This window comes from Priestia sp. P1_B12_1 (assembly GCF_056406695.1).
Genome location: NZ_JBFTZR010000006.1, coordinates 166,592 through 189,896 on the forward strand (window position 1 = coordinate 166,592; position 23,305 = coordinate 189,896).

General features: G+C 39.0%; 25 protein-coding genes. 23 read left to right on the top strand and 2 right to left on the bottom strand.

What is annotated here, in order from left to right:
* The first annotated feature begins 14 nt into the window (after positions 1–14).
* The 4 genes from AC1D0Y_RS20005 (at position 15) to AC1D0Y_RS20020 (ending at position 3,949) form a co-directional block, all read left to right on the top strand.
* The gene (locus AC1D0Y_RS20005) at positions 15–608 is read left to right on the top strand and encodes a DedA family protein (RefSeq protein ID WP_013083764.1); all 594 of its coding nucleotides are present in this window, start codon (positions 15–17) and stop codon (positions 606–608) included.
* A complete protein-coding gene (locus AC1D0Y_RS20010; protein WP_013057664.1) occupies positions 605–1,738 on the top strand; it encodes an MGDG synthase family glycosyltransferase in 1,134 nt (377 codons plus the stop codon). The genes AC1D0Y_RS20005 and AC1D0Y_RS20010 overlap by 4 nt, the downstream gene beginning before the upstream one ends.
* Positions 1,739–1,830: 92 nt before the next feature.
* Complete coding sequence (gene nfsA / locus AC1D0Y_RS20015; RefSeq protein ID WP_028409121.1) at positions 1,831–2,580, top strand: oxygen-insensitive NADPH nitroreductase; 750 nt, start codon at positions 1,831–1,833, stop codon at positions 2,578–2,580.
* Positions 2,581–3,019: 439 nt separating this feature from the next.
* Entirely contained in the window at positions 3,020–3,949 is a 930-nt protein-coding gene (locus AC1D0Y_RS20020; RefSeq protein WP_132018593.1) for a 3D domain-containing protein, read from the top strand.
* 80 nt (positions 3,950–4,029) lie between these two features.
* Here AC1D0Y_RS20020 and AC1D0Y_RS20025 read toward each other — a convergent pair whose 3' ends face one another.
* Positions 4,030–5,172, bottom strand: a complete 1,143-nt coding sequence (locus AC1D0Y_RS20025) for a C40 family peptidase (protein ID WP_028409119.1) — start codon at positions 5,170–5,172, stop codon at positions 4,030–4,032.
* Between the two features lie 194 nt (positions 5,173–5,366).
* On the opposite strand from AC1D0Y_RS20025, the gene AC1D0Y_RS20030 reads away from it, so the two are divergent.
* The 8 genes from AC1D0Y_RS20030 to AC1D0Y_RS20065 all read left to right on the top strand — a co-directional run bounded on the left by AC1D0Y_RS20030 (position 5,367) and on the right by AC1D0Y_RS20065 (position 11,519).
* Positions 5,367–6,416, top strand: coding sequence for an anthranilate phosphoribosyltransferase (locus AC1D0Y_RS20030; protein ID WP_477707863.1), 1,050 nt, complete (start codon positions 5,367–5,369; stop codon positions 6,414–6,416).
* A 152-nt stretch (positions 6,417–6,568) separates the two neighbouring features.
* On the top strand, positions 6,569–6,871 hold the full coding sequence (locus AC1D0Y_RS20035) for an urease subunit gamma (RefSeq protein ID WP_028409117.1): 303 nt from the start codon (positions 6,569–6,571) through the stop codon (positions 6,869–6,871).
* A gap of 14 nt (positions 6,872–6,885) precedes the next feature.
* Complete coding sequence (locus AC1D0Y_RS20040; protein ID WP_060746914.1) at positions 6,886–7,212, top strand: urease subunit beta; 327 nt, start codon at positions 6,886–6,888, stop codon at positions 7,210–7,212.
* A gap of 1 nt (position 7,213) precedes the next feature.
* On the top strand, positions 7,214–8,923 hold the full coding sequence (gene ureC / locus AC1D0Y_RS20045; protein WP_477707864.1) for an urease subunit alpha: 1,710 nt from the start codon (positions 7,214–7,216) through the stop codon (positions 8,921–8,923).
* A gap of 10 nt (positions 8,924–8,933) precedes the next feature.
* Positions 8,934–9,380 (top strand): urease accessory protein UreE, encoded by a 447-nt coding sequence (gene ureE, locus AC1D0Y_RS20050; protein ID WP_050689807.1) that lies wholly within the window; start codon positions 8,934–8,936, stop codon positions 9,378–9,380.
* The gene (locus AC1D0Y_RS20055; protein WP_060746912.1) at positions 9,373–10,059 is read left to right on the top strand and encodes an urease accessory protein UreF; all 687 of its coding nucleotides are present in this window, start codon (positions 9,373–9,375) and stop codon (positions 10,057–10,059) included. The genes ureE and AC1D0Y_RS20055 overlap by 8 nt, the downstream gene beginning before the upstream one ends.
* Positions 10,060–10,098: 39 nt before the next feature.
* Positions 10,099–10,713, top strand: a complete 615-nt coding sequence (ureG, locus tag AC1D0Y_RS20060; protein ID WP_028409112.1) for an urease accessory protein UreG — start codon at positions 10,099–10,101, stop codon at positions 10,711–10,713.
* A complete protein-coding gene (locus AC1D0Y_RS20065; RefSeq protein ID WP_477707865.1) occupies positions 10,710–11,519 on the top strand; it encodes an urease accessory protein UreD in 810 nt (269 codons plus the stop codon). Before ureG ends, AC1D0Y_RS20065 begins: the two co-directional genes overlap by 4 nt.
* A 256-nt stretch (positions 11,520–11,775) precedes the next feature.
* On the opposite strand, the gene AC1D0Y_RS20070 is transcribed toward AC1D0Y_RS20065, so the two are convergent.
* Complete coding sequence (locus AC1D0Y_RS20070) at positions 11,776–12,414, bottom strand: HoxN/HupN/NixA family nickel/cobalt transporter (RefSeq protein ID WP_016764672.1); 639 nt, start codon at positions 12,412–12,414, stop codon at positions 11,776–11,778.
* 272 nt (positions 12,415–12,686) lie between these two features.
* Here AC1D0Y_RS20070 and AC1D0Y_RS20075 point away from each other — a divergent pair, with 272 nt between their 5' ends.
* The 11 genes from AC1D0Y_RS20075 to AC1D0Y_RS20125 all read left to right on the top strand — a co-directional run bounded on the left by AC1D0Y_RS20075 (position 12,687) and on the right by AC1D0Y_RS20125 (position 23,214).
* Positions 12,687–13,148 (top strand): hypothetical protein, encoded by a 462-nt coding sequence (locus AC1D0Y_RS20075; protein ID WP_013057650.1) that lies wholly within the window; start codon positions 12,687–12,689, stop codon positions 13,146–13,148.
* Between the two features lie 235 nt (positions 13,149–13,383).
* Positions 13,384–14,151, top strand: coding sequence for a carotenoid biosynthesis protein (locus AC1D0Y_RS20080; protein WP_098332831.1), 768 nt, complete (start codon positions 13,384–13,386; stop codon positions 14,149–14,151).
* Positions 14,148–14,861: a lysophospholipid acyltransferase family protein gene (locus AC1D0Y_RS20085; RefSeq protein WP_050689803.1), complete on the top strand. Its 714-nt coding sequence runs from the start codon at positions 14,148–14,150 to the stop codon at positions 14,859–14,861. Before AC1D0Y_RS20080 ends, AC1D0Y_RS20085 begins: the two co-directional genes overlap by 4 nt.
* Positions 14,825–15,964, top strand: a complete 1,140-nt coding sequence (locus AC1D0Y_RS20090) for a glycosyltransferase family 2 protein (protein ID WP_477707866.1) — start codon at positions 14,825–14,827, stop codon at positions 15,962–15,964. Before AC1D0Y_RS20085 ends, AC1D0Y_RS20090 begins: the two co-directional genes overlap by 37 nt.
* Positions 15,961–17,421, top strand: a complete 1,461-nt coding sequence (locus tag AC1D0Y_RS20095; protein WP_477707867.1) for a phytoene desaturase family protein — start codon at positions 15,961–15,963, stop codon at positions 17,419–17,421. The genes AC1D0Y_RS20090 and AC1D0Y_RS20095 overlap by 4 nt, the downstream gene beginning before the upstream one ends.
* A gap of 141 nt (positions 17,422–17,562) precedes the next feature.
* Positions 17,563–18,291, top strand: coding sequence for a hypothetical protein (locus AC1D0Y_RS20100; RefSeq protein WP_050689800.1), 729 nt, complete (start codon positions 17,563–17,565; stop codon positions 18,289–18,291).
* A gap of 157 nt (positions 18,292–18,448) precedes the next feature.
* Positions 18,449–19,192: a sugar phosphate isomerase/epimerase family protein gene (locus AC1D0Y_RS20105; protein WP_060746907.1), complete on the top strand. Its 744-nt coding sequence runs from the start codon at positions 18,449–18,451 to the stop codon at positions 19,190–19,192.
* The gene (locus AC1D0Y_RS20110; RefSeq protein WP_477707868.1) at positions 19,189–20,148 is read left to right on the top strand and encodes a sugar kinase; all 960 of its coding nucleotides are present in this window, start codon (positions 19,189–19,191) and stop codon (positions 20,146–20,148) included. The genes AC1D0Y_RS20105 and AC1D0Y_RS20110 overlap by 4 nt, the downstream gene beginning before the upstream one ends.
* 2 nt (positions 20,149–20,150) lie before the next feature.
* The gene (locus AC1D0Y_RS20115; RefSeq protein WP_028409101.1) at positions 20,151–21,431 is read left to right on the top strand and encodes an MFS transporter; all 1,281 of its coding nucleotides are present in this window, start codon (positions 20,151–20,153) and stop codon (positions 21,429–21,431) included.
* Between the two features lie 26 nt (positions 21,432–21,457).
* Positions 21,458–22,102, top strand: coding sequence for a bifunctional 4-hydroxy-2-oxoglutarate aldolase/2-dehydro-3-deoxy-phosphogluconate aldolase (locus AC1D0Y_RS20120; RefSeq protein WP_028409100.1), 645 nt, complete (start codon positions 21,458–21,460; stop codon positions 22,100–22,102).
* Between the two features lie 101 nt (positions 22,103–22,203).
* Positions 22,204–23,214, top strand: a complete 1,011-nt coding sequence (locus AC1D0Y_RS20125; RefSeq protein WP_013057640.1) for a LacI family DNA-binding transcriptional regulator — start codon at positions 22,204–22,206, stop codon at positions 23,212–23,214.
* Positions 23,215–23,305: the final 91 nt, after the last annotated feature.

Here is a 23,305-nt window from a genome sequence, read left to right on the forward strand (position 1 = left end):
TAGAGGAGCGAGCAGTGGACTTAACAATTATTTCTCAGTATATACATTCCTATGGTTATATTGTTATTTTACTTGTACTTTTTTGTGGGATTGTTGGAATTCCAGCGCCTGAAGAATCATTTTTAATATTATTAGGCATGTTTATTGCCAAACATCAGCTGAACTTATACGAATCATCTCTTTTTGCTTTTTTAGGTGTTATAACTGGAATGCTTACTGCTTACGGGCTAGGAAGGTATGCGGGAACCCCATTTTTCGATAAGTACGGAAAATACGTAGGGTTAACCAAAGAAAAAATTGAAGCGGCAAGCGGCAGCTACCATAAATATGGGATATGGACCATTTTATTTGGTTTATATATTCCAGGCTTGCGTCAGATTAGTCCATATATGGCGGGAATAAGTCGCTATCCGTTTTTGCTTTATTTATTGTTATCGGTAGTAGGAAGTCTAGTATGGGTCCTTTCTTTTCTGATTTTGGGTTACTACGTAGGAGATCGAATTCATATTTCGTATATTATCATGGGCGCTGTAGCTTTTTTTGTCATTTATTTACTTATAAAAAGAACAAGAAACCGAAAACGTCTTGAGAGGAGGGATGGTCAATGAGGAAGGTTTTATTCTTACCGCTTTTTCAGATGCCATCTGGTCATCACCAAGTAGCAGACGCCGTTATGGATGCCATCATGGAGCGTTTTTCGCACGTTATTTGTCAAAAAATTGATTGTTTAAGCTATTGGAGCAAACCGCTTGAACAAATGATTTCATCAATATACATGAAATGGATTTCTGTTTTTCCAAAGCAGTTTGAAAAATTTTATTACGGTCATGTATACAAAAAAAACGACCATACGATGGATGACTTTGTTGTGAAAAAGTGGCCGATTATCGAATACCATATGAAGAAGTTAATTGATGCAGAGCAGCCGGATGTCATTGTTTGTACCCACAGCTTTCCTTCCTGTGTATTAAGCGGGTTAAAAGAAAAAGGAATCATTGATCTTCCTATTATAAACGTATACACCGACTTCTTAGTAAGCGACGTATGGGGTAAAAATGGAATTGAGCTTCACTGCGTACCTGATCAGGATACAAAAGCGTTTTTACAAAACGTTCACGGTGTAAAAGAGTCTTCTATTTATGTAACGGGAATTCCGGTTCATAAAGCGTTTTTAAAAAGACGGATTGACCATCTCATGCCACAGAAACATATACTGATTGCCGGAGGGAATTCCGGCCTTGGAAATGTACGCAAAATGCTTCAGCAGCTTCCGCAAAACTGTACGTATATGTATTATGTGCTGTGCGGAAAAAACAAAAAGTTGTATCAAGAACTAATAAAATTAAACCACCCGAGAATTAAAGCGGTCTCGTATGTAAAATCGAGAGAGAAAATGAATGATTTATATGAGGGAGCAGATGCCATTGTCACAAAAGCGGGGGGAGTGACAATTAGCGAAGCCCTTCACAAGAGACTACCTATTTTTATTCACTCATCTCTTCCCGGTCAAGAACAAATTAACATTGAATATCTCAAAGAAAAAGAGCTGCTGATACCGCTTAATGATGCTGAAGCCTTTGAGCAGCAGCTTAAGAATATTTTAGAAAATGATGTGAAACGAAACCGCTTGATAAAACGAATGGACGAATATGTAGACAGCTTAGAAGTAAAAGTAGATCGCGTGCTTGCAGATCATTTTAAGCTGTATCGATATGAGACAAGTCAAAATCAATTTTAAGCAGAACATTGGTTATTTCTTTTTACATTCGATAAACTAACTGTAGAGATAACATCTGTAGAAGGTTAAATGAAGTAAAAGGAGATTATAATATGAATTCAGTTATTGAAACGATTTTAAATCATCGTTCTATTCGCAAATATGAAGACAAACCATTGTCCGAAGAGCAAATTCAGACGATTGTAGAAAGCGCACAGGCAGCTTCCACATCAAGCTATATTCAAGCGTATTCCATTATTGGAGTAAAAGATAAAGAAACGAAGCGAAAGCTTGCTCAATTAGCAGGAAATCAGCCTTACGTAGAAACAAATGGCCACTTCTTTGTATTTTGCGCTGACTTTCACCGTCATGATGTCATTGCGCAAATGGAGAAAAAAGATTTATCGACAGCGCTCGAAAGCACAGAGCAGTTTATGGTAGCTATTATTGACGTTGCCCTTGCTGCGCAAAATGCAACGCTTGCTGCTGAATCAATGGGACTTGGAGCTTGTTACATTGGCGGTTTGCGTAACGAATTAGAAGAAGTAAGCAAAGTGTTAAAACTGCCTCATCATGTAATCCCGTTATTTGGTCTAACGGTTGGACATCCAGCGGGTATTACGGATAAAAAGCCGCGCTTACCATTTAAACATGTGTATCATGAAGAAACATATGAGCCGAACGATGAGCAGACGAAAAAAGAATTAACAGCGTATAACGAAGAAATTTCTGCTTATTACAATGAAAGAACAAATGGCAAACGCCAAGACACATGGACTGGCCAAATGGCTGAAATGCTTTCCAATCCTAAGCGTATGTATATGAAAGAATTCGTTGAAAAGCAAGGATTTAACAAGAAATAAAAAAGCTGAGACAAAAGTAGTTTAGCCGAATTGAAAAGCGAACCGCTCATCAAAATTTTTGATGAGCGGTTCGCTTTTTTTGTTATGGTGAACATAGGTTTCATTTATGTAGTTCCTTCTAGCAGTTGACTGAATTCATTTCGTTATGTCCCAACCTCTTTTTTTGTTATGAAAAAAACTTAATATACCCGTTAAATGGTCAATAAAAAAGAAGAGGCATAGCCAGTAACGATAGAGAAATTTAACTATTTTAGTAAAAACAACAATAAAAAGCAGTAAAAAGTAGAAACGTTTTATCATATAGCCAAATTATCAGAAATATTACGATTGAATGTTCTGTTTTGTTAAGTTTTGTAATAAAAGTAGCATGGCTCTGTAACGGCTGTGAAATGTGAGGATGATATCATTCAATCATTGAGTAAATAAGGAGGTATTCGTAATGAAAAAATTTATATTTACTCTAGGAACAACAGCAATCCTTTCAGCGGGATTTGTAGGTGCAGCTTCTGCTTCTACAAGCGGAACGTATCACGTAGAAAAAGGTGATACGTTATGGAAAGTCGCTCAAAAGCACAGCGTGAGCGTAGACGAGCTAAAAGATGCAAATAACTTAACATCTAATATTATTTATCCAAATCAAGAATTAAACGTAGCTACTATAAAAGAAATGACGCACAAAGTTCAGCAAGGAAACACATTATGGTCCATCAGTCAGCAATACGGCGTGACGGTAGATCAAATTAAAGAATGGAACGGACTGAAGTCAGATTTAATTTATCCTGGCGAACAATTAAAAATTCAGTCTCCAAACGGCCAAGCTCAGCAATCAAGCCCTTCAGTAGCCCAAGCTGCTCCAGAAGCTCAGCAAGCTCAAGCGCCGGCTGAACAAGCTCAAGAAGAACAGCAGCAAGCTCAAGCTGAACAGGCTCAAAAAGAGCAGCAGCAGGCTCAAGCTGAACAGGCTCAAAAAGAGCAGCAGCAGGCTCAAGCTGAACAGGCTCAAAAAGAGCAGCAGCAAGCTCAAGCTGAACAGGCTCAAAAAGAACAACAACCTGCTGAATCGTCACAACAAGCTAGCGGCAAATCAATGACAGTTGAAGCAACTGCCTATACGGCTAATTGTGCTGGATGTAGCGGTACAACTGCTACAGGAGTGGATTTAAAAGCAAATCCAAATCAAAAAGTAATCGCTGTTGACCCTAGCGTTATTCCATTAGGTTCGAAAGTTTATGTAGAAGGCTATGGTGAAGCTGTAGCTGCCGATACAGGTGGAGCAATTAAAGGTAATCGAATTGATGTATTCGTTCCTTCTGAAGGTGATGCTCAACAGTTCGGAAGAAAATCTGTTAAAATCACGGTTATGAACTAAGAAGTTCTTTATAAAATTGCTAGTCTAGTATAGAAATACATAGCTAGTAAAACAAAAGAGGTGCCTTATGGCACCTCTTTTTACTTTATAATACGCTTTGCGCCCGCATAGCTGTTTTTCCAGTACGCTGTTGAAAGTGATTGCGTTTTAACGCCTTTGCTGCTGACATAAATGAATTCTTGTTTGTCTAGGTAAATTCCTACGACTGAAACGGATTTGCCGTTTTTAAAGAAAACTAAATCTCCAGCCTGCAGGCTGTTTTGCTTTACGTCCGTGCCGCTTTTATACTGATCTGCTACTGTACGGGGGATAGAAATATTTGAACCCGCGTTTTTATATACATACTGTGTGTACCCTGATACATCAAAACCTTTTGGTGTCGTGCCTCCATATTTATATGGCTTTCCAATTAGCGTTTTGGCATACGATACAATTTGCTGCTGTTTTGCACTAACAGAAGTTTGAGGTGCTGGAGCCGGCGAAGGTGCGCTTGCACTTTTCACTTTCAGCACTTGTCCAACTTTTAGCGCATCTGTTTTTAAATTGTTTAATTTTTTTAATTCTGCTACCGTCATGCCGTACTTTTTAGCAACTGCTGTCAGCGTGTCTCCTTTTTTCACCGTGTAGGTGCCATTGCTATCAGCCGGTGTAGATGGAGCTGTTGGTGAAGGTTGAATATCTTCATCAAGCAAATAACTCATATTTGCGTTAAACGTTACTTTTCGCTTCGTTTTATAGCTCTTCGCTTTTTGTTGAAATTGCGTATTGTATGCGTTGATTTCTTTTTCAAAATTTGCAGAGATCTTATTAAATTCCGCGTCACTTACATCTCCATACGCATAGTCTTCAAGATCCACAATGTAATTATAAAGAGCAATTAAGCTGTCGTATAAATACCCTTGAAGCTGATCAGCTTCTGAATTAAGGTGATTCATCGCATAATTTTTATCAGTCTTTGTTAGAAACTGGTCAATTTGATCCGCAAGCTGATCATATGCAGCTAACGCTTTTTCGTCATCTTTTATTCCTTCAATTTCTTTTAGCTTTTTTTCTACGGTTTTATAAAATGGTGCGTAATAATCTGCTAGCGAATTAACGTCTTTTTGATAAACGCTGACAGAAGAAGCAGCATAAGCAGAGTGACTAAAAACAGGCGTTGTCACCGATGCTCCTACTAAAACGGATGCTGCTATAAATGGTACAAGTAGTTTCTCTTTTTTCATTTGTAAAGTCCCCCAAATATCCAAATAATAGTATAGCAGATAGATTATACTATATTAGGTTATAAAAGAACTAGTACTTTTCCTTTAATTTCATATTTTTTAGCAGTTTGCGTACCTGATAGAAGATAATCTAAGGAACAAAGAAAATATGTGATACAATGTACAAATATTCAGTTAAAAAGGAAGTGTACGATATGCAGCAATTTATCAAAGAAATAGCGCGCGGAAAAAGGGGATCAACTGACTTAACGTATGAACAAGCAAAAGAAGCAGCTCGCTTAATCGCTTCTGGACAAGCTACGGATGCTCAGATCGCTGCTTTTTTTATTGCAGAACGTATTAAAACTGAAAATGCAGATGAACTATTGGGATTCGTTCATGCTTTTCGTGAAAAAACAAAAGAAATACCGCTGTCTCAGCGGTTAAAAGATAAATCAATTGATTTTGCAAGCCCTTATGCAGGGAGGAATTCATTTTTTGCGACCATTCCTGTATCGATTTTATTAGCTGAAAGAGGTGTGCCAGCTTTTTTACACTGTACAGAAGCGCTTCCTCCAAAGTTTGGAACAACGATTGAAGACGTACTTCATTCATTACAGATCCCTCAAGCTCAAACGATTGAAGACATCGGTCATGCTTTTGAAACGTTAAAAATTGGCTTTGCAAATGCCGAAACAATCTCTTATCCTCTTAGCCGCATCAAACAAGTTCGTCATGAAATAGGTGTAAGGACACTTATTAATACGGTTGAAAAACTACTAAACTTATCAAATGCTTCTTCTTTAATGATGGGGGCTTTTCATCGAACGGCCATTAATAAGATTGTGCCTATTTTTGCTTCTCTGCCTTTCAAACATGTATACGTGGTGCAAGGGATAGAAGGATCTGAAGATGTACCTGTACATAGAAGCAGCTTTGTTTTTACGATCTCAGAAGGAGAGATGGAGTCGTTTATCGTCAATCCAAAAGAATACGGACTGTTTGTGGAAGAAGAGCACTTTGAAAAGAAAATAAGTGTTGAAAAACAAGCGGAATATGTGACGCGCATTCTGGAGGGTGAATCTTCTTCCGAACTGACTTACGTCTATAATCAAGTAGTATTAAACGCTGGCTTGCGCTATTATTTATTTGGGTATGAAGCTTCTATTGAAAAAGGAGTAGACTATGCAAACCTTCAGCTAGCTGAAGGTTTGGGCTGGAAACACCTGCAGAAATGGAAAACACAAGCGATTTCAAAAGAGTAAAAGGTGAGCAAATATGCTCATCTTTTTTTATCAGAAGAGATAAATCCTTTGTTTTTTATCAGAAAATTTACTATAATTAGTTATGCATTTGTGTTAGAAAATATCACATTTGATGTTAACAAGAAAATAGATTAGCAGAAAGGAAGCTTTCATTGAAACTTACGTCGAGAGAACAAGAAAAATTAATGATTGTCGTAGCTGCAGACTTAGCAAGACGCCGTCAGACAAGAGGATTAAAACTTAACTATCCCGAAGCAGTAGCGATCATTACATATGAAATTATGGAAGGAGCTCGTGATGGCAAGACGGTAGCACAGCTAATGCAAGAAGGGACCAAGATTTTAAAACGAGAAGATGTAATGGAAGGTATTCCGGAAATGATTCATGATATTCAAGTAGAAGCTACCTTTCCAGACGGAACCAAGCTCGTCACTGTGCACGATCCAATTCGTTAAGAGGAGGGAAAGATATGATTCCAGGGGAATATTTTTTGAAAAAAGATCCAATCACATGTAATAACGGTAAGAAATCGATTAGCGTGACTGTAATCAATAGAGGCGATCGACCTGTTCAAGTAGGGTCTCACTTTCATTTTTTTGAAGTGAATGCTGCACTCGAGTTCCCCCGCGAAGCTTCGCTTGGCTATCATTTAAATATTCCGGCCGGTACAGCCGTTCGTTTTGAACCAGGTGATGCAAAAGAAGTCGATCTCGTTGCTTTCTCCGGAACAAGAGAAGTCTACGGTCTTAACAATAAAACAAACAGATCGCTTTCTGATAGAAAGGAAGATATATAAGATGAGTTTTCAAATGTCCCGGCGTCAGTATGCAGATATGTTTGGACCAACCGTCGGAGATGCTATTCGTTTAGCAGACACAGAGCTATTCATTGAAATTGAAAAAGATTTCACCACGTACGGAGATGAAGTAAAGTTCGGCGGAGGAAAAGTCATTCGTGACGGAATGGGGCAGCATCCTCTTGCAACACGAAGCGAAGCAGCGGACTTAGTGTTGACAAATGCAATTATTGTTGATTATACAGGCATATATAAAGCAGATATTGGAATAAAAGATGGACTCATTCAAACCATAGGAAAAGCGGGTAATCCCCTGCTGATGGATGAAGTAGACATCATCATTGGGGCGAGTACAGAAGTGATTGCAGCTGAAGGAAAAATTGTAACCGCCGGCGGTATTGATGCACATATTCATTTCATTTGTCCGCAGCAAATTGAAACTGCTCTTGCCTCTGGAGTTACAACAATGATTGGAGGAGGAACGGGACCGGCCACAGGAACAAAAGCTACCACTTGTACACCTGGAGCGTGGCATATTGAACGAATGCTCGAAGCTGCTGAAGCATTTCCAATGAATATTGGCTTTTTAGGAAAAGGGAATGCAAGTGCTAAAGAGCCTTTAATTGAGCAAATTGAAGCAGGAGCCATTGGACTTAAGCTTCATGAAGACTGGGGAACCACGGCATCTGCCATTGACACAAGCTTACAGGTAGCAGACGAGTACGATGTTCAAATTGCGATTCATACAGATACTTTAAATGAAGGCGGATTTGTCGAAGATACGATTGCAGCGATTGGTGATCGCGTCATTCATACCTATCATACTGAAGGAGCTGGAGGCGGACATGCGCCTGATATTATGGAAATGGCAAGCTTTCCAAACGTGCTTCCATCATCAACTAATCCAACAAGACCCTATACTGTCAACACGCTTGAAGAGCATTTAGATATGCTCATGGTATGTCATCATCTTGATCCCTCTGTACCAGAAGACATCGCTTTTGCTGATTCTCGCATTCGCAAAGAAACGATTGCAGCTGAAGATATTTTACACGATTTAGGTATATTCAGTATGATTTCTTCAGATTCCCAAGCAATGGGACGTGTAGGAGAAGTGATTACAAGAACGTGGCAAACAGCTGACAAAATGAAAAAGCAGCGAGGGAAACTTGATGGTGACAGCGAAGCTGGCGATAACGCACGTGTCAAACGCTATGTAGCTAAATATACGATTAATCCAGCTATTGCTCATGGAATTTCCGAATACGTAGGATCGGTAGAAACAGGGAAAATGGCTGACTTAGTCCTATGGGAGCCAGCGTTTTTTGGAATAAAGCCTGACTTGATTGTAAAAGGCGGTTTGATTGCACACAGCTTAATGGGAGATCCTAACGCTTCAATTCCAACTCCACAGCCGGTTTTATACCGTCCGATGTTTGCTTCTTATGGAAAAGCAAGAGCTAAAACGTCTCTTACATTTGTGTCAAAAGCAGCGTACGAGAACAAAGTGGGCGAGAAACTGGGGTTACAAAAGCTGCTTAAACCGGTTAAAAATATTCGTCAATTAAAAAAAACAGATATGAAGTTAAACGGAGAAATGCCTAAAATTGAAGTTGATCCCCAAACGTACGAAGTAAAAGTAGATGGACAAATGATTACATGTGAAGCAGCAGAAGTTGTTCCTATGGCGCAGCGATACTTTTTATTTTGAGGTGAAAGAAATGGTAATCGAAAAAATTATCGGAAATATGGCAACATTAGAAAAACGGGCTCCACATATAGAAAAGGTATATATCGAAAGTGATCACTTAGTAAAACGCGTTCAGCGCGTTGTAACAGATCACGGTAAGGAACTAGGAATTCGTCTAAAAGAAAACCGTGAGCTCACTGATGGCGACGTGCTGTTTATGGATGAAAGCAATATGATTGTTGTGCAGGTGCTGGCAGACGATATTTTAACCATTCAGCCGATTGATATTCAGCAAATGGGAGAAATTGCTCATCAGCTTGGCAACCGACATTTGCCGGCACAGTTTGAAGGTGGAGACATGCTCGTACAGTACGATTATTTAGTCGAAGAATTGCTTCAACAGCTTGATATTCCCTATAAGCGCGAAAAAAGAAAAGTAAAACAAGCTTTTAAGCATATCGGACACAGTCATGACTAATTCATTGCTTTCGCTGATTCAACTATGTGATTCAAATTTTCCATCCGGTGCATTTTCACATTCTTTTGGCTTTGAAACGTATATTCAGCGAGATCAAATTTATAACACAGAAACCTTTCAAGAAGCGCTTCGTACATACCTTGATGTTCAGCTGACGTATACGGACGGCTTAGCATGCAGACTGGCTTATGAGTATGCGGCTCATGACCAGTTTAACGAAATTATGAGAGTGGATCATGAATTATACGCTCTTGCTTTGTCAAAAGAAACAAGAGAAGGGACAAGGCGCGTGGGTCAGCGCATGTTAAAACTTTGCTTAGAATTATTTCAAGGCTCTTATTTAGAAAAGTATATGAGTGAGGTAAAAGCAAAGAAGGCGTATGGACATCCTGCTGTTGTATTTGCGTTAGCCAGCCTGCAGTTAAATTTCACAAAAGAAGAGGCAATTTTAAGTCACTTGTACGCTAGCATTTCTTCGTTAATTCAAAATGCTGTTCGCGGCATACCGATCGGTCAAACGGATGGACAAAAAACGCTCATTCTTTTTCAGCCGCTGCTGCAGCACGCACTTCAGCATATTTTACAAGCGGATCAAGAGGAATTTGGTGCCGTGACACCAGGGTTAGAAATCGCTCAAATGCAGCATGAACAATTGCATGTCCGATTGTTCATGTCATAAAAAAGGAGGGAAGGCCTTCTAACGATGAAGGCGTAAAAAATGAATGCAATTAAAATTGGAATTGGTGGACCTGTTGGTGCAGGAAAAACAATGTTAGTAGAACGAGTAACGCGTGCACTAGAAGGACAGCTAAGCATGGCAGTCGTTACAAACGATATTTATACAAAAGAAGACGCGCAATTTCTAGTAAAAAACAGTATTTTACCGGAAAATCGTATCGTAGGAGTAGAAACAGGAGGATGTCCTCATACGGCCATTCGAGAAGATGCATCTATGAACTTTGCTGCGATCGATGAGTTAGTGGAACGTCACCCCGATGTTGAACTTATTTTTGTAGAAAGCGGAGGAGATAATTTAGCCGCAACGTTTAGCCCAGAGCTCGTTGATTTTTCGATTTATATCATCGACGTAGCACAAGGGGAAAAAATCCCGCGTAAAGGCGGGCAAGGAATGATTAAATCTGATTTATTCATTATCAACAAAACAGATTTAGCCCCGTATGTAGGAGCCAGTTTAGAAGTAATGGAAAAAGATACAATCCAAGCAAGAGGGCACAAGCCTTTTGTTTTCACCAATTTAAAAGAAGATAAAGGGCTCGACCAAGTGATAGAATGGATTAAAAAAGAGGCCTTTTTAATCGGCCTTGAATCATGAGCTACACGGGTTATTTAGAGCTTCGAGCAGAAAAAAACAGTGAGCGAACCGTTATTAAAGATACGTACCATTACGGTGCTTTCAAAGTTGCCAGACCTATTTACCTGACTCCTGAATCACCTTTTGTTTATATGCTTCACGTAGGCGGAGGATACGTGAGCGGAGACAAGTATAAAACGATGATAACGGTAGAGAAAAATGCGCAGCTGACGGCTACTACTCAATCTGCGACAAAGGTGTACAAAACACCGAACGAAGCTGTTTTACAAGAAACGTGTATAACCCTTGAAGAACAAGCCATCATGGAATATATACCAGACCCGCTTATTTTGTATGAAAATGCTGCATTTGTCCAAGAAATAACGGTTCATATGGCACAAAACGCTGCTTTGTTTATGTGTGACAGCATCACCCCGGGGTGGTCGCCGGATGGGCAGCTGTTTCAATATACCTCTATGCGTTCCAAGCTTAAACTGTATGTAAACGAGCAGCTGAAGGTATACGATCACTTATACTTGAAGCCAGAAAGCCATTTGCGCGGCATGATGAAAATGGAAGGGTATACTCATTTTGGATCGATTATCATTGTTCATCCAAACGCCGACGACGCATTTATAGCGAAAGTACATCAGCTGTGCGAAGAGGCTGGGTGTAAAGTAGGAGCTTCCACACTTCCGATCCCTGGATGTGCTATTCGAATATTAGCTGCTAGTACACAAGAAGTTGAAGACATAATCGCTAAAGTATACGGATTGTTCCGACAGCATTTACTAAAAGCTGAAGTATCATTTTTGCGTAAGTATTAAAGAGGCTGGGACAAAAATATGTTAGTTGAAAGAAGATCCGAACGAGCTGGATTCTTAATGGAGAATCAAATTCGTTCGGATCTTTTTATTGGTAGGGTGAACGTGTGTCCCCTGTATGTAGCTCCTTCTAGCCGTTGATTAAAGGGCAAAGCGACGTCTTGCACAGAAATCAACAGCTGTGGAACAGGCAGTCCAGATCATTTATCCTACTTGTTCATCTTTAGATTGAATTGTTTTCGTTATGTCTCATTCGCTTTTAGAACCACAGGCTAAACAATCCGTCGCTTACACCTAAATTATACATATAATAAAGGCCAAATATAATGCTGACAGCGCCTGTTACCTGCATCAAGCAGCGGTTTAACGTCACTTGTTTTTTAGTTGTAACGAATGGAATCCCAATAACCGTTGTAAATAACAGCATACCAAGACAAGTGCCGATTCCAAAAATGATAATGTACAGAGCACCTTGCCATACGTGAGTAACGGTGCTCATCGTTAATACAACCATCGCTGCGCTTCCGGCCAGTCCATGAACAAAACCAATGCCTAATGACTTTAAGTAAGACGTTTTTTCATGATGCGTATGTACTTGTTTTTTGTAAGACAGAAACGATGTAAAACCGAGGTAAACGAGCATAATGCCCACTAAAAATTCAAGTGACATGCTCATGCGTTCAGAAATACTGCTTTTTAACACCATTAAAATCATGCCAAAAATAAACAGCGTAAGCGTATGACCAATCCCCCAGTATACGCCTGCAAGCGAAGAGCGCCATAGCTTTTTACTTTTTGAAGCAATGGTTGATACAGCGATAATATGATCTGGTTCTAGAGCATGCTTGATTCCTAAAAGAAACCCTAGTATTAAAATTGAAAAAAAACTTGTTTCCATGTCAGCTTTCTCATCCTTTCGTACGTATAAAACTAGTATATCGTACGATTTTGTTTTAATAAACAGAAAATTCTAAACGAAAATGTCTGGTCGAATAGCTAAACTTTTTATCAATTTACAATAAGTTACAAATATTAAAGGAGATGTAGTATAAAAATTTTACATTTACAAAAACTATGAGTAAATTATTGTGAGGTTGATAACTATGGACAAAATTTCTACTGATATCATGCTGTGGAGTTCTTTTATACGTCAAAATGTTAGGACAGAACGTGACTAGACTAGAAGCTCTTTTATGGAGCATTGCGTTGCCGGGCTTTGGACAATTACTAAACAAAAAACATATAAAAGGAATTTTGTTTATTGTACTTGAATTTCTCATTAATATGGGCGCAAATTTTAATGAAGGCATTCGCTTAAGCTTTTTAGGAGAAACAAGGCAGTCCCTAGAGGTAATGAACATGCAGTGGTTAATGTTTTATCCATGTTTGTATTTCTTTGCAATTTGGGATGCTGTTAAAGAAGCAGAAAACGGCGCATCGAGATTTACATTTATTCCTTTTGTCTCCTGTGCTTATTTTGTTACAGTAGGCATTATGTATTCCTCAGTAACAACCATCAACGGTGTTTTTATAGGACCAATTTGGCTTCCTATGCTGTCTGTTATACCTGGACTTGTTGTCGGACTCATTGTCAAAAAGCTATTAGAAGTGTATATACATAAGAAAAAATAAACGTCATTACAATCTATACATCCGTAGATTTTAATGGACGTTTATTTTATTTTTGTTTATAAATAAGTAATAAAGTCTCTTATTTAGGGAACGTACTAACAGTGGCTGTTTTTACATAATTTTAAGAGAGCGCGGACTACTCATAAAAAAGAGCACATTGAAAATGGAGAGAATGGGTACAAGCTTATATAATAGCACTTTGACAAAAAGAAGCTGGAGAGAAGGTGGATAGAGGATGATCACAAATGGTATTTATCGTTTTTTTCTTATCTGGTACGTATGCGGAGTCGTCTTGCTTTCCTTCGATTTGCTGCCTTCATGGTTAGAATGGGCAAACGCGGTCTTTTTACACTTGAGCAGTCTTCTTGCTCTTATTTATCTAGCTAAAGCTTATGGAGTAAGGCGGGCACTGCTCGTTGCGATATTTGTGACAGGCGCATCTATTTATATCGAAAGTCTAGGTGTGAAGTATGGATTTTTATTTGGATCCTACGATTATGAAAAAGATTTTGGCGCCAAAATTTTAGGTGTTCCTCTGACCATTGGTTCGGCTTGGTTTATGGTTGTGATTACAAGCAGAATACTAGCTCTAGGAATTATGAAACGTATGGAGTTGCCTTTTATTGTCCATGGAATTGTCTATGCAGTCATTAGTTCGCTGTTTGCTGTTATTATGGATTTGGCTATTGATCCTGTTGCCTATGTTGTTAAACAATATTGGGTGTGGGAAGGGGACAGCTTTTATTATAATATTCCTTTATCAAATTTCTCCGGCTGGTTTTTATTGTCTTTCTTCATTCAGCTGTTCGTATATTTCTTTTTAGCTAAGTCTCCTAAAGAGGAAAATCCGGTGTGGGAAAAAAGAATGGTATTTTTGTATAGTTCAGTTGTCATGATGTTTGTGATTGTAGCGCTAGCAAATGGCCTATGGCTTGTCGTATGGCTGACGATGATTCCTTTTCTTATCCTTTATATTGTGTATAAAAAGGAGACTCGCTTATGATTTACCCGAAGAAAAACTCAATATTTGAGCGATTTTTTCAACTGTTTGTCACATATCAGCTTAAAAAGCAATTTTATCGTATTCATTTACATATAGAAGAGCTCCCAAAAGATAAAAAAATTTTATTAATTGCTAATCATTCCAGCTGGTGGGACGGTTTAGTGACATTTTATTTAAATAACGCGGTATTAAAAACAGATCTATACGCTATGATGTCCGAACAAGGAATGAAGGATTTTCCTTTTTTTCAACGAATCGGAGCTTTTTCGGTAAATGCAGCGTCTCCCAAGCATACGGTGGAATCGTTAAGGTTTGCCAGTAAGCTGTTAGAAGAGAAAAAAGCGGTGCTTATTTTTCCCCAAGGAAAAGAAGAGCATCTTGAAAAAAGACCGTTAACTTTTTCTGAAGGACCTGCTTTTCTTCTAAAAAAGCATTCTGACGTTGAAGTTATTCCCATTACATATTATTATACGTTTCGCCATGATCAGCGACCGGAGCTTTTTATCTGGGTAGGGCAAGCTGTTTTTTACGACTCAGCTAAGGCAAGAGAAGAGATAACCAACACACTAGGCGGTGCAGTCACTGCTCAGCTTGATCATCAAAAACAGAAAATAATTCAAGAAAACGATGAGGAATTTACGGTTTTATTAAAAGGAAAAAAGACGCTTAGTGAATGGTTAACGTGGTGGAAAGCGAAGGTGAAAGAATGATTTACTATATGCTTTTATTTATTTTTATGCTGCTTCTAACCATTGTAAATATTCAAGCAATGCCTAAATTAAAAAGATACGAGCCGGATTCCAAAACACCTCAGCCTCTCATTTCTATTTTGATTCCAATGCGAAATGAAGAACGAAATGTAAAGCGAATCATTTCCTCTATTAAAGGATTAACGTACAGCAATCTAGAATGTGTCATACTAGACGATCAGTCCACAGATCAAACACGAACACAGCTGTTGAAAGAAATTCACGGGGATCCGAGGTTTACCATCATAGAAGGAAAAGAACTGAGAGAGGGTTGGGTCGGAAAAGTTCATGCCTGTCACCAGCTTTCCCAAGCTGCAAATGGAGACTATTTATTGTTTGTAGATGCAGATGTAGAACTAAAAGAACGTACACTAGAACATACTTTAGCCACAGCACAAGCGACCAAAGCCGCTCTTTTAACAGGTTTCCCACGTTTTCCCGTAAAAACGTGGTTAGAAGCATTGGTTGTTCCGCTTCAGCATGTGGTTGTTTTTAGTTATTTACCGGTTGTCGTAGCTAATCGTAACAAGATGAGCAAAGCTTCAGCGGCTCACGGTGCTTTTATGTTTATAAAAAAAGAAGCTTACGAGGCCGTAGGGGGACATGAAGCCGTCAAATCTTCATTAGTAGAAGATGTCCACCTAGCCCAGCTTTTTAAACAAAAGGAACACCGCGTCATTTTAGCTAATATTACCTCTCATGTTAGCTGTTATATGTATGAAACAACAGAAGAAGTATGGAACGGTTTTGCTAAAAACATCTTTGTAGGTCTGGGCCGCTCCGCTAAAGCAGTTTGGGTACTAAGCGTTTTTTTTGCCTGTTACTATGTGCTGCCGCTTCCTTTTTTTATAGCAGGAATATTCACAGGCAACATGCTTTGGATTCTGCCTTTTTGCATTATGCTTTTTCAGCGGTTTTTAATTGACCGGTCGGCTCAGCAAAAAGGGCTTTTATTTTGCACGATGCCCGCGTCGGCAATTGTGCTGATGCTGCTGATGAATCATTCCATGAAGCGTGAACGAAAAAAGCAGGGATATGAATGGAAAGGAAGGCATTATCAATGAAAAAAGTACTAATAGTTGGGGCAGGGTTAGGCGGATTAGCTGCAGGAGTTCTTCTTCAAACAAAGGGGTTCGATGTCACAATTGTGGAAAAAAACGAGCATGTAGGCGGAAAAATGATGCCTGTGCAGCTAGGAGAATATTCTTTTGATTTTGGGCCTAATACCATTACCATGCCCGAAGTTTTTCAGTGGTTATTTGAGCAAGCGGGTGAACGTCCAGAAGACTATATGCCTCTTGTCAAACTAACGCATCATACGAATAATTTCTTCACCGACGGCTCCAAATTTTCCATGTCTATAGATGAAAGAAAAATGATTCAGCAGCTTGAACTTCTCGATCCCTTTGCTGCGGAGCAATATCCTGCCTATTTAAAAGAAGTAAAAAGAATATACGACATTGCAAAAAGCCAATTTTTTTACCGAACATTTTCATCGTGGAAAGATTACACAAACCCTTCTTTATTAAAAGCATTGCTGCAAGTAAGGCCGTTTGAAACAGTAGATACGTTTCATCAGCGTTTTTTTCGAAACGAAAACATTCGAAATGCATTTAATCGATATGCAACCTATATCGGATCTTCACCTTATACATCACCCGCTACGTTTTCACTGATTGGACATTTAGAAATGAATGATGGGGTGTACTATGTAAAAGGAGGAAATCCTAGAATTGCAAAAGGGCTGGGACATGTGTTCCAAAAAGCTGGAGGAAAGCTGTATACAAACTGCAGCGTTACTGAAATAATCGTAAAAAATAAACGGGCTGTCGGAGTGGAAATAAATGGAGAAGGAAAGATAGACGCGGATATCGTTATTGTGAACGGCGACTTGCTAAAAGCCTATCCGGCACTTGTAAAAGAACAGGATAGACCTCATTTTAAAAACAAAAAAGCAGCTGAATTTGAGCCTTCCATATCAGCTTATGTGATCATGGCAGCTGTTAAGAAGCGCTTTTCTCAGCTGATTCATCATCAAGTGTATTTTTCTCAGGATTATAAACAGGAATTCTATGAGCTATTTCAGAAAAAAACGCTTCCAACCGATCCCACCATCTATATTTGTAATTCTTCATATACCGATAACACGGTAGCTCCGGGTGATAATTTATTTATTTTAGTGAATGCTCCTGCAGTGAAAGAAGAGAATCAAGAAGAAATGAAAGCTTACAGAGAAGTTGTCTATCGCAAGCTTTCTCAGTTTGGTTTAGATATCGAGCCTTCACTTGTACATGAACGAATTGTTACTCCATATGAAATTGAACAAACGTTTGGTGCATTTAAAGGTGCTTTGTACGGCGTGAGTTCAAACCGGAAAATGGATAGTTTTCTTCGGCCAAGCAACGTCTCAAAAGATGTTAAAAACTTATATTTTGTAGGAGGAACGACTCACCCTGGAGGAGGGTCTCCTATGGTCACGATTAGCGGCATCAATGTAGCTATGCTTATTTCATCTTCCTAATTGATAAATCAGGATTGTCAAAAAGTTTAGTTTTTTGGTACTATAAGAAAGTGCAGAGGCTGTTACCCTGCTGTTCTTACGGATGGAAAAAATGAAAAAACATGTTACATAACGAAGTTGAAAAGGTGATTACATAACTATATGATTGTATTTACGTGTCTTATTATTATCATAAGCATTATCCGTCCGTACTTGGAAAGCGTGACTGTTAAGCGAATTGCTTCAGAAGGCAAAAAAATTCGCTACTACAAAGAACAGTTCTTTTTTTATGTGCTAATTTTACTATTTTATATTGCGGTGATGGTATATCATAGGGTTCCAATTTCTATGTTAGGACTACAGGGAGTATATCTCGATACGATTCATCGCACGGATCCGTATCCAGCGTGGATTGAATATTTGCTGCTTTTAATCTTTGCAGGCTTTATCATTCTTTCCATTATGCTTCAATGGATGAAAGATCATGGAGAAACGGTTTTTGTGGAACAAGAAATGCCCACGTCAATTGAGGCAACCGTTCCTAAAACGGAAAGAGAGCAAAAGTGGTGGCTAGCATACAGCGGTATTTCCAGCTTCGTAGAAAGCACCGTCTATTTTCCTAGCTTTTATTTATATAGTCACTATATATTAGCCATTGAAAACACATGGGTATTGGCCGTCTTAATTGGTATTGGTTATTTCCTATCACAGCTAGCTTTCCAGCGTGACCGTTTAAGTGTCCAGACGCTGTTAGTTGGTATCGGGCTAGGCGCTTTATTTATCATGACGAAGTCAGTTGTCATCATGGTCTTGTACTATGGCTTTAGCTTTTTGATTTATGATATTTACCAGCAAGATCGCAATCTAGTAAAAAGCACAGATGATCACTAAGAAACAACACGGCATAAAGCTGTGTTGTTTCTTTTTTTTATAAATTATAAAAAAAGCTTGAAAAGCGCTTTCAATAGTCTTATAATTTAGATAAATCGATTTACTAAACCGGTTTAGTAAGTGGTTAGTTAGTATAATAAGAAAGGTAGGTCGGTTTATGAATAGTATCATTATCCCGTTAAATGCATTCGAAACAACAGGTTTTCAGCACACCATGATTGGAAAAATACATGCGCAGCAAGTACATGGAGTGGAAATTCGAAGAGAGTTAATGAAAAAAGTAGATCAAGAGATTGAGCTTATTGCCGAAGAATTAAAAAAATATCCGCTTTTTACAGTATATTCGGCTCCAATTGAACTGTGGAAAGAAAATGGAGAGTTAAACACACAAGAATTAAAAGTTATTCTTGAAGAAGCCGTATCACTTGGCGCTCAGTGGGTAAAAGTTTCTCTTGGTTTTTATCAGCTCCAATCGCCTATGGCAGATTTACAGAAGCTATTAGAAGCATTTCCAGCTTTACGTCTATTTGTAGAAAACGATCAAACCAGTCACGGAGGCAACCTAGCATCTCTGCACGCATTTTTTGATAACGCTTACGAAGTTCCTGTTTCCATGACGTTTGATATTGGTAATTGGCTTTATGTACATGAACAACCCCAGGAAGCAATCAAAATGCTAAGGTCATTTGTGGGCTATATTCATATTAAACACGTAATAAAAAACAGCGGAAAGCTAGTGACAACCACTATATCAAACGATTCAAATGAAATGTGGAAAGATATTTTGAAAGGGTTTTCTCATTCGATTTTTAAAGCTTTAGAGTTTCCAATCGATGAACCGGAACAAATCCCCGGCTTCATTTCATTGGTGCAAGCAGCAGAACAGGAGGAAGTTCAATGAATTCATTAGACGTTATTACCTTCGGAGAAGCAATGGCGATGTTCATGGCTGAACAACCGGGACCGCTGCATGAGATTAAGCATTATACGAAAGAACTGGCCGGAGCAGAAACAAATGTAGCAATTGGTCTCGCTCGTCTCGGTCTGGGCGCAGGCTGGGTGAGCAAAGTCGGCAACGATCCTTTCGGTACGTTTATTATGAAACGGCTGCAAGAGGAGTCAGTCAACACCGATTGTGTACTAGTAGATAGCGAGCATGCAACAGGCTTTCAAATTAAATCAAAAGTGGAAGTGGGAGATCCGGAAGTTTGTTACTTCCGAAAAAATTCAGCAGCCAGTCACTTACACTCCAGCGATTTTAATCAAAACTATTTTTTAGCGGCAAAACATATGCATATGACAGGCATACCACTTGCTGTATCAGCAAGTATGCGCGATTTTGCTCTACATGCACTTACATCGATGAAAGCAGCTGGAAGAACGGTTTCCTTTGACCCAAACCTGCGACCCACTCTTTGGAAATCGCAAGAAGAAATGGTTGTTACAATCAATGAAGCTGCTAAACAAGCAAACTACGTTCTGCCGGGTATTGAAGAAGGAAAAATCTTAACCGGCTACGAAAATCCAGAAGACATTGCTTCTTACTATTTAGATGCAGGCGTAGAGCTTGTCGTTATTAAACTAGGTGAACAAGGAGCCTTTTTTAAGACGGCTAAAGAGCAAGGGATTGTTGAAGGAATAAAAGTGAAACAAATAGTGGATACAGTGGGAGCAGGAGACGGTTTTGCAGTAGGACTGTTAAGCGGACTTCTTCAAAATAATTCTCTTACTCAATCTGTAAGGAGAGCAAATGCTATTGGGTCATTAGCTGTACAAAGTCCTGGAGATAACGACGGATATCCAACTGAACAGCAGTTGCAAAGATATATGGAATCCCAAAAACAAGGAGTGAAGTGATAATGAAACAGCAGCTAGCAAAAAAAAGATGGCTTCGGTTAATTCCTATCGTATTTATTACGTATAGCCTTGCATATTTAGACCGTGCAAACTATGGGTTTGGAGCAGCGGCAGGGTTGGCAGAAGATCTTCATATTACGCCAGGTATTTCGTCTTTATTAGGATCGCTTTTTTTCTTAGGTTATTTCTTTTTCCAAATTCCAGGCGCTCACTATGCTGAAAATAAAAGCGCCAAAAAGCTGATTTTTTGGTCTCTGATTTTATGGGGAGCACTTGCTACAGCTACGGGTATGGTAAGCCACGTCGGATTTTTGTTTGTTATTCGGTTTGCTTTAGGAGTGGTCGAAAGTGCCGTTATGCCTGCTATGCTGGTATTTTTAAGCCACTGGTTTACAAAAGCAGAACGTTCTAGAGCCAACACGTTTTTAATTTTAGGAAATCCGGCAACCGTTCTTTGGATGTCTATTGTTTCTGGGTATTTGCTAGAATCGTTTGGCTGGAGATGGATGTTTATTTTAGAAGGTTTTCCAGCTGTTATTTGGGCATTTTTATGGTGGAAACTAGTAAACGACGAGCCAAAAGATGCAGGCTGGCTGTCGAAAAAAGAAAAAGCAGATTTACACGATGCGCTGCAAAAAGAACAAGAAGGAATCAAACCTGTTAAAGGCTATAAAGAAGCTTTCAAAAATCGTACTGTCATTTTATTAAGCATTCAATATGCTTTATGGAGTATTGGCGTCTACGGATTTGTTATGTGGCTGCCGTCTATTATTAAAGCAGCGCCTAACATGAGTATAGTGAAAACAGGTTGGTTAGCGTCCGTTCCTTACGTATTAGCAGTTGTATTAATGTTAACGGTTTCATATCTATCAGATAAGTTTTTAAAACGAAGCGCATTTGTATGGCCGTTCTTATTAGTAGGAGCGCTTGCTTTTTACGGATCTTATTTAGTTGGCACAAGCAACTTCTGGCTTTCCTTTGCTTTACTCGTTATCGCCGGAGGAACGATGTACGCTCCGTACGGACCGTTCTTTGCGATTATTCCTGAAATTTTACCGCGTAATGTTGCCGGAGGAGCAATGGCTTTAATTAATAGCATGGGCGCACTTGGTTCATTTGCCGGTTCTTATATTGTAGGATTTTTAAATGGATCAACAGGAGGATTTGGCGCTTCATATATCTTTATGGCTGGATCATTATTCCTTGCGGCAGTTTTAACCATTGTGGCAACGAAAAAGCCAAGAGAAGTTCAAAGTGTAAAGCCAGTCGAAACAACGGCTTAATGTAACGATAAAAAAGGAGAATTGAGATGCATATTGAGAAAATTACAAGTAGCGGTATTGTAGCGGTCATTCGAGGAGCAAGTGCTGAGCGAATTATTCCACTTGCCTACGCATTAAAAGAAGGCGGAGTAACAAACCTAGAAATTACAATGGAAAACCCTGCTGCCGTAGAGGTTATTAAAGAGTTGAAAAATGAATTTGACGACTCGATGTTTATTGGAGCAGGAACTGTTCTAGACGAAGAAACAGCACGAATTGCCATTATGGCGGGAGCGTCATTTATTTTTTCTCCTACGGTTAATGAACGAACAATTAAAACGGCTAAAAGGTACGGAGTCATTAGCGTGCCGGGAGCTTTTACACCAACTGAAATACTAACAGCCTATGAATGCGGTGCAGATATGATTAAAGTCTTCCCGGCAAGCGTAGTAGGCCCCGCTTATTTTAAAAATATAGCAGGACCGCTTCCTCATATTCCATTAATGCCAACGGGCGGCGTTACGGCTGAAAATGCGGGCGCTTATATTAAAGCTGGAGCAGCTGCTATTGGGGCAGGAAGCACATTAGTGGATGGAAAGCAGCTTCCAACTCCTGAATACTTACTTCAAGTAACAAAGGAAGCGAAGCGTTTTACTAATGAAATTCAAGAAGCTAGGCTTGCGTACGCTTAATAAATAAAGCCTTCTGCTAGCAAGAAGGCTTTTCCTTTTTCGTTTTTTTCGTTTACACTAGGAGTAGCATAATTTTAGGGATTGAATGAAAAGGACGGATTATGATGCAAAAAGTTACTATGCTGGACGTTGCAAAAGCAGCAAATGTCTCCAAAAGCACCGTATCACAATACATTAACAAACGGTATGAATATATGGGCGAAGAAACACGAAAGAAAATTAAAGAAGCGATTGATACACTCGGCTATCAGCCCAACTATCTAGCAAGGAGCTTAAAACAAAAGCGAACGTCAATGATTGGGATTATTGTCGCAAATATTATGCACAGATTTTCTACTGAAGTCATTCGTGCAATTGAAGACTATTGCCATTCACAAGATATACATGCCATCATCTGTAACGCAGATGATGACCCTGATAAAGAAAAGAAATATATTAACATGTTAAAAGCAAAGCAAGTAGATGGGCTTATTTTATTTCCAACGGGAGCCAATACTTCTCTTTATGAGCAGATGATCAAAGAAGAATATCCGGTTGTTATTATGGACCGTAAAATTCATGATGTAAAAGGAAAAATTCCATCCGTAGTGGCAAACAACCAAGAAGCCACAAAACAGGCTATTTTGCATCTCCTCGAGCTTGGACATAAGCATATAGCGATTATTACAGAACCATTAACTATTACACCCCGGATTGAACGTGTAGAAGGGTACAAAGAAGCGTTAACATCAGCCAATATGCCTGTAAATGAATCCATGATTATCAACTGCAAAAAAGCGGACATGCAAAAAGCGCTTGAGAAGCTATTTGCAGCCGATAATCCGCCGACAGCGCTGCTTGCTGGAAACGATTTAGTATTCATTGAAGTGCAGAAATTTATTAAACAACACGGATTTAATATCCCAAATGATTTATCTTTAATTGTTTATGATAATATTCCTTACGCAGATGTAGCAACGCCTGCCGTTACGACGATTTCGCAGCCCGCTTTTGATATGGGAACAAAAGCAGCAGATTTACTTATTAAACAAATTTTGAAAGAAAAGATAGCTTATGAAGAGTACCAGTATGAGTGTGAATTAATTATTCGAGAAACAACTTTGTCGCATTAAGCTAAAAAGAGCGCCTATGGCGTGCTCTTTTTAGCTCATCAAAATATTGGTTTTTTTTACGTTATTACTAAATCGGTTTAGTAGAAAGTAA